The 12,781-nt window shown below is 64.5% G+C and carries 7 protein-coding genes; 2 read left to right on the forward strand and 5 right to left on the reverse strand.

The annotated features are described in order from the left end of the window. Positions 1 to 6: 6 nt before the first annotated feature. Together msbA and ABIB38_RS17035 are read right to left on the reverse strand one after the other, a co-directional pair. The gene (msbA, locus tag ABIB38_RS17030) at positions 7 to 1,734 is read right to left on the reverse strand and encodes a lipid A export permease/ATP-binding protein MsbA (RefSeq protein ID WP_429205604.1); all 1,728 of its coding nucleotides are present in this window, start codon (positions 1,732 to 1,734) and stop codon (positions 7 to 9) included. Beyond that, complete coding sequence (locus ABIB38_RS17035) at positions 1,724 to 3,013, reverse strand: O-antigen ligase family protein (protein ID WP_429205606.1); 1,290 nt, start codon at positions 3,011 to 3,013, stop codon at positions 1,724 to 1,726. The genes msbA and ABIB38_RS17035 overlap by 11 nt, the downstream gene beginning before the upstream one ends. 50 nt (positions 3,014 to 3,063) lie before the next feature. Here ABIB38_RS17035 and ABIB38_RS17040 point away from each other — a divergent pair, with 50 nt between their 5' ends. Then, positions 3,064 to 3,888 carry a glycosyltransferase family 2 protein gene (locus tag ABIB38_RS17040; protein WP_429205608.1) on the forward strand — a complete coding sequence of 275 codons (825 nt, stop codon included), beginning with the start codon at positions 3,064 to 3,066 and terminating at the stop codon, positions 3,886 to 3,888. A gap of 83 nt (positions 3,889 to 3,971) precedes the next feature. Here the strand turns inward: ABIB38_RS17040 and ABIB38_RS17045 are convergent, their stop codons facing one another. Together ABIB38_RS17045 and dnaE are read right to left on the reverse strand one after the other, a co-directional pair. Then, complete coding sequence (locus tag ABIB38_RS17045) at positions 3,972 to 6,170, reverse strand: DUF4214 domain-containing protein (protein ID WP_429205610.1); 2,199 nt, start codon at positions 6,168 to 6,170, stop codon at positions 3,972 to 3,974. A gap of 406 nt (positions 6,171 to 6,576) precedes the next feature. Beyond that, positions 6,577 to 10,071: a DNA polymerase III subunit alpha gene (gene dnaE, locus ABIB38_RS17050; protein ID WP_429205612.1), complete on the reverse strand. Its 3,495-nt coding sequence runs from the start codon at positions 10,069 to 10,071 to the stop codon at positions 6,577 to 6,579. Positions 10,072 to 10,264: 193 nt separating this feature from the next. On the opposite strand from dnaE, the gene ABIB38_RS17055 reads away from it, so the two are divergent. After that, the gene (locus ABIB38_RS17055; protein WP_429205614.1) at positions 10,265 to 11,143 is read left to right on the forward strand and encodes a sulfurtransferase; all 879 of its coding nucleotides are present in this window, start codon (positions 10,265 to 10,267) and stop codon (positions 11,141 to 11,143) included. Positions 11,144 to 11,214: 71 nt separating this feature from the next. Here ABIB38_RS17055 and ABIB38_RS17060 read toward each other — a convergent pair whose 3' ends face one another. Continuing rightward, positions 11,215 to 12,597, reverse strand: coding sequence for a methyltransferase regulatory domain-containing protein (locus ABIB38_RS17060; protein ID WP_429205615.1), 1,383 nt, complete (start codon positions 12,595 to 12,597; stop codon positions 11,215 to 11,217). Positions 12,598 to 12,781 lie beyond the last annotated feature (184 nt).

Here is a 12,781-nt window from a genome sequence, read left to right on the forward strand (position 1 = left end):
ATTGGCTTATTTCACCTCGGCCGCCGTGAACTGCAGGTGATACAGATTGGCGTACATGCCCTTGTGCGCCAGCAGTTCGTCGTGCGTCCCCTGCTCCACGATGCGTCCGGCTTCCATCACCACGATGCGGTCGGCGCGTTCGATCGTCGACAGGCGGTGCGCGATCACGATCGTGGTGCGGCCGGCCATCAGGGTGTCGAGCGCCGCCTGCACCGCGCGTTCGCTCTCGTTGTCCAGCGCCGACGTGGCCTCGTCCAGGATCAGCAGCGGCGCGTCCTTGTAGATCGCGCGCGCGATCGCCACCCGCTGGCGCTGGCCGCCCGACAGGCGCGATCCGTTCTCGCCGATGCGGGTGTCGATGCCGTCCGGCAGGCGCGCCACCACGTCCGTCAGATGCGCGGCGCGCACCGCCGCCGCCAGGCGCTCGTAGTCGACCTGCTCGGCGCCATAGGCGATGTTCGCCGCCAGCGTATCGTCGAACAGCACCACGTTCTGGCTCACCATCGCCAGCTGGCTGCGCAGCGAGGCCAGCTTGATGTCGGTATACGGCACGCCGTCGAGCAGCAGGCGGCCCGCTTGCGGATCGTAGAAGCGCGTGACCAGGTTCACAAACGTCGACTTGCCGCCGCCCGAGACGCCCACCAGCGCCACCGTCTGCCCCGGCTTCACCTCGAGCGAGACGCCGTCCATGGCCGGGTTCAGCGCGTTCGGATAGCGAAACACCACGTTCTCGAGCACCAGGTGGCCTTTCGCGCGGCCCAGTTCGCGGCTGCCGGTGTCGACCTCGGGTTCCGAATCGATGATCCCGAACACCGTCTCGGCGGCCGCCATCCCGCGCTGCATCGGGCCGTTCACTTCGGCCAGCGATTTCAGGGGCGTGAGCAGCATCAGCATCATGGTCACGAACTGGGTGAATTCGCCGACCGTCATGTCGGCCTGGATCGCCAGCACGATGACCAGGGACAGCGCCAGCGAGGTCGCGATCTGGGTCACCGGGGTGGTGGCGGCGAAGGCCACCGTCATGCGTTGCGAGAAGCCGCGCAGGGCTTCGCTGCGCTGGTGGAAGCGCTGGCGCTCGTACTTCTCGCCCGAGAACACGCGGATCACCTGGTGGCCGCGCGCGGCTTCCTCGACCACGCCGGTCATTTCGGCGGTGACGCGCTGGCTCTCGCGGTTCAGGTTGCGCAGGCGCTTGGTGGTGGTGCGCACGATGACCGCGGTCAGCGGGATCACGATGATGGCGACCAGCGTCAGCTTCCAGTTCAGGTACAGCAGGGTGCCGAGCAGGCCGATCACCACCAGCACGTCGCGCACGCAGGCCACGAACACCGACTGGATCATGTCCACCACCTGGCGCACGTCGTTGACCACGGTGTTGATGATCTTGCCCGTCGATTCGTCCTGGTAGCGCGCCACCGGCAGGCGCAATACCTTTTCGAAGGCCATGGCGCGCAGGTCGTTAAGAACGCGGGACAGCACCCAGTTGTTGAAGTAGGCGGTGCCGAACGTGCCGATGCCGCGCAGGATGAAGATCGACACCAGCACCGTCGGGATCCACCACAGGCTGAAATCGACCTGCTCCTTGAAGCCGTCGTCGAGCAGGACCTTGAGCGCCTCACCCAGCAGCGGCTGGGTGGCGGCCGTGATGGCCATCGACAGCAGCGCCAACCAGGCGCGCGATTGATACGGTTTGACCAGCGCGAGCAGGCGCCGGACGATCACTTTAGTTTCCACGTTGTTCAACCTTTGCTTGCCTTGCCGGACGGGCGGCAAGGCAGAATCCCATGAGCAGGAACACCATCAGCGCATAGAACATGCTGCCCTTGAGGGACCAGAAAATGACTTCGGTCAGGCCGAAGCTGAAGTAGCACAGCACCACCAGCATGCCGGCCAGCGCCGGCGCGAATTGCGGCAGGCTGGCGCCCAGCGCGCGGTCCGCGTTGCCGCGGCCCAGCTGGCGCGCGAAGAAAATGAAAGGCGCCGCCAGGATGGCGATCCAGGCCGCCAGCCCGAACACGCCGCCGGTGGCGAGCGCCTGCAGGGCGTCGTTATGCAGGTGTTCGAGCGACAGGATCGCCGGATCGAGCGTGCCCTGCTCCACCAGGCGGCGGATCTCGGCGCGCACCGTGTTGCGGTCCAGGCCGAACAGCGGCCGCTCCTCGATCAGGATCGCCGCGCCCTTCCACAATTCAAGCCGGGTGCCGACGTTGGTGAAGACGTTGCCGCCGTCGACCCAGGTCTGGACGTCGTCCACGCCCTGCAGCGCGCGTTCCTGCATGCCGGTGGCCGGCACCAGGAAGGCGGCGCCGACCAGGGCGAAGCTGCCGGCCAGCAGCAGGCGCACCTTGCGGCTGCTCAGCAGCTGGGCGTAGCTCAGGAACAGCAGCGCGGCCAGCGCCAGCGCGACCCAGGCGCCGCGGGTGCCGGTCAGCATGCAGGCGCCCAGGCCGGCCAGCGCCCCGACCCCGGCCAGCAGCGCCTTGCGGGTATGCTGGCGATAATCGATCGCCGCCGTCAGCGCCACCAGGCCCAGCACCAGGGCCAGGTCGCCGAAGGTGATCGCGTTCAGGAAGCCGCCCGGGCGCTCGACCTGCAGCACCACGCGCTGCCAGGCGACGAAGGGCAGCGCGGCCACGCTGCCGGCCACCACGCCCCACCACAGGGTGGACGCGGACGGGCGCGCCAGCAGGACCAGGGCCGTGCAGCTCAGGGCGAGCAGCATGCGCGAGGGCTTGTCCAGGGTGTCGAGGCCGGCCTCGGGCCGGATCAGCACGGCCACGATGGTCAGCGCGAACTGGAAGCAGAAGGCCGCGACCACCCAGCGGATCTCTTTCCAGTGCGGCGTCAACGCGGCCCAGGCCTTGCGCGGCACGCACAGGGCCGACAGCAGGAACAGGAGGCTGGAAAATCCGATGCCGAAAGGCGTGGTCAGGCTAAGGAAGGGAAACAGGAACACCTGGAAACCGATCCAGACCTGCATCGGCGCCAGGGACATCAGCGGCTTATTGTTCATTCAGGTTCATGTGGGATATTCTTGCGGCCTAGGCCTAACATCGGACAGCAATGCAGCAAACACAGACAATTTCGGTCGTGATCACCACGTACAACCGGCCCGACGCCCTGGAGGCGGTGGTGGAAGCCTGTTTTTTACAGGACGACAAGAATTTCGAAATCATTATCGCCGATGATGGCTCGACTGCCAACACGCGGGACTGCATCGAGCGCCTGCGCGCCCGGGCGCCGGTGCCCTTGATCCATGTATGGCAGCCGGATGACGGCTTTCGCGCCGCCATGGCGCGCAACCGCGGCACGCTCGCGGCAACAGGCGACTATATCATCTTCCTGGACGGCGATTGCGTCCCGCAGCGTGACTTCATCCGCCGCCACCGGGCGCTGGCCCAGCCCGGTTTCCTGGTTTCCGGCAGCCGCATCCTCCTGAGCCAGCGGTTGACCGAGCGCGCGCTGCGCGAGCACGTCGACGTCGCCGGCCTGAGCGTGGGCGAACGCCTGCGTCATCGCCTCGCCGGCGACATGAACAAGGTGGTCCAGACGATGCTGCGCTGGCCCGACCTCGGCCGCGTGCGGCGCAAGTTCAGCTGGCGCCGCATCAAGAGCTGCAACCTGGCGGTATGGAAGTCGGATCTGGTGAAAGTGAACGGCTTCGACGAAAGCTTCACCGGCTGGGGCCACGAGGATTCGGACCTGGTGGTGCGCCTGTTCCACGCCGGCGTGCTGCGCAAGGACGGCGCGCTGGCCACCGAGGTGCTGCACCTGTGGCACCGCGAGGCGCAGCGCGACCAGGAATCGAGCAACCGAAAGGTGGTGCTGGCGCGGGCCGCGAACGGGACGACGCAGGCGCGCATCGGCTTGCGCGAGCACCAGTCGTGACTGCTGCCGACGAGGCGCCGGCAGCGTACCCGCACCGCGAAGCGGCGCGGGAATATCCCGAAGGATAGATCAGGAAAAGCTGATCAGACCATGCCGACAGGAAGTTCGGCCGTCGCCACGCCGACGATCTCGATCGCGACCGGCGGCTTGTAGACGTAAGGGATGAACTCCATGCCATCGGAGGTGCTGGCGAGCACCTGGGCCTTGTTTTCCACGCTGTCGCTAAATTCGAGCATGATCTGCTCGCGGCTCGAATCGTCGACACGGGTCAGCCAGTAGGCGTAGCCATCGGCGTCCGGCTTGCGGTTCAGGACGTTCTGGTACAGGCGATCCAGGAATATCTGATCGGTCGGATTTTCGCCGTACTTTTCCTTGAACTCCGGCGCCCAGGTGAATTCGTGGGCGATCTGCTGCAGCGAAGCGCCCTTGTCGACGCGGTCGATCCAGTAGCCCAGGCCGAATGGCTCGGCCTCGCGGCCAAGCGCGGCCTGGTACAGGCGGAACACCGAGGCTGCGCTTTCGTCGATCGCCACCCAGCCATCGCTGAACTGCAGGCGTTCGACGCTGTACAGGCCGTCCACGGCGCCGCTGCGGTCGGCCACCGCATGGCCCCAGCTCTGCTGGGCGATCATGTAGTCGGCGCGCGCGCCCTGGAACACGGCGATGTCGATGCCGGCGCCGCCGCTGATCGCGACATTGTCCGCAGTCATGGTGAAGGTGTCGGCACCGCTCGTGCCGACTTTGTTGAGGGGATTGTCCACCGTGAAGTCGAGGTTGCGCGCGGCGCTGGTGGCGTTGCCCGCCACGTCGACCGAGGCGCCGATCACCTTGTAGACGCCATTCGGCAGCGGCTTCGAGTTCAGTTGCCAGGTGCCGTCGGCGCGCACCTCGGCCTTGCCGATCGTGATGAAATCGCCGTCGCGGTACAACTCGATCGTGCTGCCGGCCTCGCCGGTGCCGGCGAAGATCGGCTGATTGCTGCCTGGATTGAGCCCCATGGTGACCGACGGCGCCACTGGCGGCGTGGCATCGATGTTGAAAGTCACCATGTCGCTGGCGGCGGACACGTTGCCGGCATCGTCGGTGGCCGTCGCGTAGGCGCGGTAGCCCAGGCCGTCCTTGAGCACGATGGACGACTTGGCGCCCCACAGGCCGTCGGCGCCCGCCTTGACGGTGGCGACCAGCTGGTTGTCGATGTACACGCGCACCGTCGAATTGGGTTCGGCGGCGCCGGTCATCGTCGGCATATTGCCGCGCGCGTAGTCCTTCGCGTTGAGCGTCAGGCTCAGCGCGGGCTTGCCGGGCGCCAGCAAATCGGCCAGGTTCGCGCGTTCGACGCTCATGTCCGCGAACTGCAGCACGTCGATATTGCGCAGGGTGGTGGTGCCTTCTGTTGCGTGCGCAACCGCCAGCGCGCCGTCGCCCAGATTGCTGAGCGAATAAGCGCTGCGAATTGCATTGAATACCGCTGTATCGCGGCCCGATCCTCCGTCGATCATGTCGTTTCCTCCATTGCCTTGTAAAGTATCGTTGAATGCGGTGCCCGTCAGGGTGTCGGCCCTGTCGGTGCCAGTGATGTAGCGTCCTCCGGTGGTGCTGTTGATGCCGAGCGCGCCGCGCAGGCCGTCGCCGCCATACAGCCAGTTCAGCGCCGCGATATCGTATGGGCTGTAGGTGCTGTGGGCGCGGCCGTCCGAGGTGTACGACATCAAGGTATTCCCGGTGTGGTCTTCATTCGGGTTCAGCACGATCTGCGCCGTGCCGTCTTCCTCGTGGAACGGGTGCTTCAAACCCAGCACGTGGCCAAGTTCGTGCAGCAGGGTTTCATAACCGTAGCCGCCGGGCGTCAGGTTCTGCGTCATGCTCCGGTACTCGGCGTTATCCAGGTACAGGTAGGCGTTGGCGCTATAGCTGACCAGGGTGCTCGAACCGCTATAACCCGCGCGCCAGCTGGCCAGGCCGGTGGTGTAGGCGCCCGCGATATCGAGATTGGCGAGATGGATCTGCCCCAGAATGCCATCGCCGGTTTCCTGGAACACGATCCCGGTCACCTGATGCAGGTAATCGAACGCGGTGCGCGTCGCCGCCTGCTGGGACACCGAGAACATCTCCTGACCGCTACGCCCGGCTTCGTTTCCCGACGCGATGGAAAAGGTGTAGTACAGCGTATTTCCGTACGGGTTGGGCGTCAGGAAGTTCCAATCCGGACCCTTGTCCAGGAGGGCGTCGATGTGGTTCAAGCCCGAAAGCGGTGTGACGGTGATGTCGGAAATACTGGCCATGACTAAGACGATCGTTTCTGTTTGGAAATTGATATGAAGAACTAGCTAACGATGGAGTATTTCCTGCTCAACAGTTCAAGTCAAATCCCATTTCAATCGTGCGCACCTCTTGCACATAGAGCAACGCTCGCACGCAACAGTTGCCGGCACGTGCTTTGCCCATCCGCAAGAAAAAAACGTGCCCAGGGACACTAATGACGTTAAGTTAAGGCTCAAGTCTTCTTGAGTTAGCGCAAAAACGTCGTCCCCACGAAGGTGGGGACCCAATCGTGCAAGCGTTTTCGACGACGTTTGCAAAACTTGGGTCCCCGCCTGCGCGGGGACGACGTATTTGACGGCTAGCTCAGCTTGCCTAACTTAACGGTATCAGTCCGAGGACACGCCTTTTAGTTCATGCACACGCCTGTCAATACTCGACCGCGACGTCCTTTGCCCCCAGGGTCAGCTCGAGCGCCAGCTTGAGTGTATCGGATGGCGCAACCCGCCAGTCGTCGCCCAGCTGCACGACGTAGGGAATCCCATTGGTCACCAGCCGCAGGCTGACCGGCATCCCGTCCTGCACCCGGTAGGGCTGCAGCACCTCGGCGATCTTCGCCGGATCGACCGTGGTAGCCAGGTCCATCTCCAGCTTGTGCCCGTACTGGATGCGCGAGGCCGCGATGTCGAACACCTTCTCGGCCGTGATGCGCAGGCCGCCGTTGAAGCGGTCTTCGGAGACCTTGCCGACCACCAGCAGGAACTCGTCTTCCTTGAGGGCGTGCTTGTTGGCCTCGGCCACCTCGCTGTAGACCGTCACCTCGTGTACCGCGGTCTTGTCGTCCAGCGCCACGATCAGGATCTTGCCGCGCTGGGTCATCTGGGTACGCACGCCGGTGATCACGCCGCACATCATGCGCGGGTCGCGCGACGGTTCCAGGTCCTTCAATTTGGTCTTGGCGAAGCGCCGCACCTCTTGCGCATACGAGTCGAACATGTGGCCGGACAGGTAGTAGCCGAGCGCGATCTTTTCTTCGGACAGCTTCTGGCGGTCGGTCCAGGGCGTGGCCTTGACGTACTCGGGCGGGGCGACGAGGTCGGAATCGTCGCCGCCGAACAGGCTCACCTGGTTGGCGGCCGCCGCCGCCTGGCCGGCCGCTTCCATCGCGAACGCGACCGAGGCCAGCAACACGGCGCGGTCGACGCCGAAGGCGTCCATCGCTCCGGCACGGATCAGGGATTCGATGGTGCGGCGGTTGATCTGCTTGCGGTCGACGCGCTTGCAGAAATCGAACAGGTCCTTGAACTTGCCCCCTTCGCTGCGCGCGGCGATGATGGCCTCGATCGCGCCCTGCCCCGCGCCCTTGACGCCGCCCAGGCCGTAGCGGATGTTGGTCACCTGCTTGCCGGTCTTCGACTTCGGCTCGCCTTCCGGCGTGAAGCGGAACTGCGATTCGTTGACGTCCGGCGGCAGGATCACGAGCTTGCAGACTTCTTTCGCATCCTCGACCAGGATCTTGATCTTCTCGGTGTCTTCCATCGCCAGCGACATGTTGGCTGCCATGAACGCGGCGGTATGGTGCACCTTCAGGTAGGCGGTGTGGTACGACAGCAGCGCATAGGCGGCCGCGTGCGACTTGTTGAAGCCGTAGCCCGCGAACTTTTCCATCAGGTCGAAGATCTCGTCGGCCTTCTCGGTCGACAGGCCGTCCTTGGCGGCGCCGGCGCGGAAGATCTCGCGGTGCTCGGCCATCTCCTCGGCCTTCTTCTTGCCCATCGCGCGGCGCAGCATGTCGGCGCCGCCCAGCGAATAGCCGCCCACGATCTGCGCCATCTGCATCACCTGCTCCTGGTAGACCATGATGCCGTAGGTCTCGGACAGGATCGACTCGGTGCGCGGATCGGGATAGTCGAATTTCTCGCCGTGCTTGCGCTTGCAGAAGTCGGGAATCAGGTCCATCGGGCCCGGACGGTACAAGGCGACGAGCGCGATGATGTCCTCGAAGCGGTCGGGACGCGCGTCCTTGAGCATGCCCTGCATGCCGCGCGATTCCAGCTGGAAGATCGCGACCGTCTTGGCGTCGCTCAGCAATTTGTACGACGCGCGGTCGTCCAGCGGCAGCCTGGCCAGGTCGAATTCGCTCTCCGCCGGGTCGAGATCCTTGATGTAGTTGACGGCGCGGTCGAGGATGGTCAGCGTGGTCAGGCCCAAAAAGTCGAACTTGACCAGGCCCACGGCCTCCACGTCGTCCTTGTCGTACTGCGACACCACGCCGGCGTCGCCGCCCTGGGTGTACAGCGGGCAGAAGTCGGTGAGTTTACCGGGCGCGATCAGCACGCCGCCGGCGTGCATGCCGATGCCGCGCGTGATGCCCTCGACCTGCTGCGCCAGGTCGAGCAGCTGCTTGACCTCTTCTTCGTTTTCGAGACGCTCCTTGAGCAGCGGTTCTTCTTCGATCGCCTCGGCGATCGAGACCGGCTTGCCCGGCTTGAACGGGATCAGCTTGGAGATGCCGTCGCAGAAGTTGTAGCCGAAGTCGAGCACGCGGCCGACGTCGCGGATCGCGCCCTTGGCCGCCATGGTGCCGAAGGTGGCGATCTGCGACACCGCGTCGCGGCCATACAGGTCCTTCACGTGCTGGATCACCAGTTCGCGCTTTTCCTGGCAAAAGTCGATGTCGAAGTCGGGCATCGAGACGCGCTCGGGGTTCAGGAAACGCTCGAACAGCAGGTTGTACTTGAGCGGATCGAGGTCGGTGATCTTCAGCGCGTAGGCGACCAGCGAGCCCGCGCCCGAGCCGCGGCCCGGGCCGATCGGCACGCCGTTGTTCTTGCCCCACTGGATGAACTCCGCCACGATCAGGAAGTAGCCCGGGAACTTCATGTTGATGATCGTCTTGTTCTCGAACTCCAGGCGCGCCTCGTAGCGCGGACGTTCCTGCTCGCGCTTGACGGGGTCGGGATACAGCTGGACCAGGCGCTCCTCGAGGCCTCGCTTCGTTTCCGCGATCAGGAATTCGTCGATCGTCATGCCCGGGGTCGGGAAGTTCGGCAACTGCGGCTTACCCAGCGTGAGCGTGACGTTGCAGCGCTTGGCGATCTCGACCGAGTTGGCCAGCGCGCCCGGCAAGTCCTTGAACAACTCGAGCATCTCGGCCTGCGACTTGAAGCACATGTTCTCGTTGAAGCGGCGCACGCGCTTGGCGTTGGCCAGCATCTCGCCTTCGGCGATACACACACGCGCTTCGTGGGCGATGAATTCGCTTTTCTCCAGGAACTGCACCGGGTGCGTCGCCACCACCGGCAGCCCCAGGCGGCCGGCCAGCGCCACCGAGTGGCGCACCTGCTGTTCCTGGTTGGGCTGGCCGGCGCGCTGGATCTCGATGTAGAAGTGACCCGGGAAGATCGCCGCCCAGCGCGCGGCATTGGCCTCGGCGCGCGCCAGGTCGCCGTTTTCGATCGCCTGGCCAATGTCGCCGAAGTGGGCGCCCGACAGCACGATCAGGGCGTTGGCCTGGGGCTCGTCGGGATGCAGGGTCGAGGTGGAGGTGGCCAGCGCCTCCAGCCACTCGGTGCGGATCTCGGCGCGGCCCTTGTGCTGGTTGGTGAGCCAGGCGCGCGCCAGCAGGTCGCACAGCTGCAGGTAGCCGGTATGGTTCTTGGCCAGGATCAGGAGGCGATGCGGCTTGTCGCGGTTGTCGTCGTTGGTGATCCAGGCGTCGACCCCGACGATCGGCTTGACGCCCTTGCCGCGCGCCGCCTTGTAGAAACGCACCAGGCAGAAGGTGTTGGCCAGGTCGGTCACGGCCAGCGCCGGCTGGTTGTCCTTGACGGCCGCCTTGACCAGGTCGTCGATGCGGACCAGGCCGTCGACGATGGAGTATTCGGAGTGGACGCGCAGGTGGGTGAAAGTCGGGGAAGTCATCCGGGTATTTTACCGCGCCATCGGCGGTGACGGCACCGCTGCGTTTCTGGCCAGCATGTCGACGTGGCGATTTTGCCAACGTTGCCGCGATGGTGAAAACTGTGGCGCAATCGCCTGCACCATGCAAGCGCCGATGCCTGCTGACTTATAATATCGCCCTACCTTTTCTACAGCCTTTGCAAGGCCTACGACCATGTCCTCCGAAACCCAGTACGTCAACATCGCCGCCTATAAATTCATCACGCTCGACAACCTGGAAGAATTGCGCCCGCAATACCAGGACCTGTGCAACGAGCTGGGCCTGAAGGGCACCGTACTGCTGACGCCGGAGGGCATCAATATGTTCCTGTCGGGCACCCGCGAACATATCGACCAGTACCTGGCCTGGGTCCGTAGCGATGCCCGCCTGAGCGACCTGCAATGCAAGGAAAGCCTGTCGCGCGAGCAGTCGCACAAGCGCATGCTGGTCAAGATCAAGAAGGAAATCATCACCATGCGCATGCCGCTGATCAAGCCAGAGCTGGGCCGGGCGCCGGTGGTGGATGCGCGTACGCTCAAGCGCTGGCTCGACCAGGGGCACGACGACGACGGCGTCGAAGTCGTGATGATGGAAACCCGCAACGCGTTCGAGGTCGACGTGGGCACCTTCAACAACACGCTGGACTACCGCATCGACAAGTTCACCGAATTCCCGGCCGTCGCGGCCGAGCACAAGGACGAGCTGGCCGGCAAGACCGTGGTCACCTTCTGCACCGGCGGCATCCGCTGCGAGAAGGCCGCGATCCACATGAAGGAAATCGGCTACGACCGCGTGTTCCAGCTCGAGGGCGGCATCCTGAAGTATTTCGAGGATGTCGGCGGCGACCATTACACCGGCGACTGCTTCGTGTTCGACTACCGCACCGCGCTCAATCCCAGGCTGGAGCCGACCGAGACCGTGCAGTGCTTCGCCTGCCGCGCCGTGGTGACGCCGCGCCAGCAGCTTGCGCCGGAGTATGTGGTGGGGGTGTCGTGTCCGCATTGCGCGGGCAACGAGGTGGGTTGCGACCAGGCCGCCGGCGCGCCAGCCTGACCAGCGTGTCATGAAAAACGCCCGGTCCGCATGACGCGGCCCGGGCGCTCATGGTTGCGCGGCGCAACGGCTCAACCGGTAATGCCCAGCCCTTTCAGCAAGTCCAGCCGCAGCTCGGCGAAATTGACCGCCTGCTTGCCCAGTTCTTCCAGCTGCTGCTCCAGCGATTCGACCGGCTTGCCTTCGATGAGGACGCGCTGGTTCTGCGCTTCCAGCAGATCGGCGGCGAACTTCGCCCATTCGCCCGGTTGCGCCAGTCCGGCATCCCGCGCCAGCATGAACAGCTGTTCCAGGCGCGTGACGAACACGCCGCCGCCGGTCACGGGCGAGGCCAGGTAGCTGATCTCGGTGGAGTACCGCGCCTGAGCGCACAGGCGGGCGTTCAGCGCGTCGGTTGCCGGGCGCGCCTGCTGGATTGCCGCGTCGTCCTGGGCCGGATACACGGTGCCATTGCCGGCCAGGATGACCAGCGCCTGCAGGATGTGGTTGAGCGTGACGCCGCTGCCCGCCACGGCTTGCTCGATGTCGCTGACATAGTGTGGCTGGTAATCGTTCAACGCGTTCAGGATCGGGCGGTAGATCTCTTCTTTCAGGTCCGCATTGATCAGCAACCCCTTGGCCTTCAACTCGACTTTCGCGAAGGGCATGCCCATCACGATCCGCTGGGCGCGGAACCGTTCGGCCTTCTCGAGCGGCGCCAGGCGGCGCGGACCGCGAATCCAGTAATCGCGCCGGAAACGCTGGTTCACCACGAAATCCTTGGCCGTTTCACGGAAGCGCCGGTCCGGGATCTCGTTGAGGAACGTCACCTGGTCGGCGGTCATGTTCAGCGCATCGACGTGATCGAGGTAGTGCGCGGAACCGGCGAAGCTGAGCTTTTGCGATTCCAGCCACTCGGCCATCCTGGAAAACGGCATCGGCATCCAGTCACGATTGAAGTATTCGTGGGCCAGGTAATTGCTGGGATGCTTGCTGAGCAGCTTCAGGTGCTCCGCCACCGACGGATTGGCGCGGCCATACATGGCGCCGGTGTCCAGCAGCCGGTTGGCGAAATCGAGCGCCGACTCGATGCGCTTGCTCGTCTCGGTGCCGGGCGCCGCCAGGGTGTCGCTATGGCCCGTCAACAAATCGCGCAAGGGCGCCATCGCGGCCCAGCCGGGCTGGGTGTTGTAGCTGATGTAAAGCACCCCGCCGACCTTGAGCTTGCGCCGGATGAAATCGGCAATGACGGCGCGGTTGCTGTCGGAAATCCAGCTCCAGATGCCATGCAGGCTGATGAAATCGAAGTCCGGCAAGTCGCTGCGGTTGCAGAACGCATCGAAGGCGTCATCGAAGATGCGGGCCGCCTTTGCCGGATCGCCGGCCAGGTCTTTCGCGAACGCGGCCTGGGTCGGATTGAAATCGGTGCCATACCACTCGGTCGACGACGCGGCGCCGTGGATATTGATGCTCAAACCCTGGCCAAAGCCGAGTTCACATGCCGTGCCGATCTCGGGATAAGCATAACCTGCGTTCAAAAGCGCAAGCCGGGTGCGTAGGGGATTCAACTCTGCGTAGTATCCGAATGTATATTCAACATCCGTCATGTAACCTTCAGACCAAGCTTGCATGGAAATTCCTGTACTGGTGAATAAGTCG

The organism is Massilia sp. UYP11 (assembly GCF_050434805.1).
Lineage (GTDB): Bacteria > Pseudomonadota > Gammaproteobacteria > Burkholderiales > Burkholderiaceae_D > Telluria.

Bases quoted from the DNA above. Each gene is read 5' to 3' on its own strand.
- ABIB38_RS17035 (WP_429205606.1), bottom strand. From the start codon at position 3,013: ATGAACAATAAGCCGCTGATGTCCCTGGCGCCGATGCAGGTCTGGATC.
- ABIB38_RS17040 (WP_429205608.1), top strand. From the start codon at position 3,064: ATGCAGCAAACACAGACAATTTCGGTCGTGATCACCACGTACAACCGG.
- ABIB38_RS17045 (WP_429205610.1), bottom strand. From the start codon at position 6,170: ATGGCCAGTATTTCCGACATCACCGTCACACCGCTTTCGGGCTTGAAC.
- dnaE (WP_429205612.1), bottom strand. From the start codon at position 10,071: ATGACTTCCCCGACTTTCACCCACCTGCGCGTCCACTCCGAATACTCC.
- ABIB38_RS17055 (WP_429205614.1), top strand. From the start codon at position 10,265: ATGTCCTCCGAAACCCAGTACGTCAACATCGCCGCCTATAAATTCATC.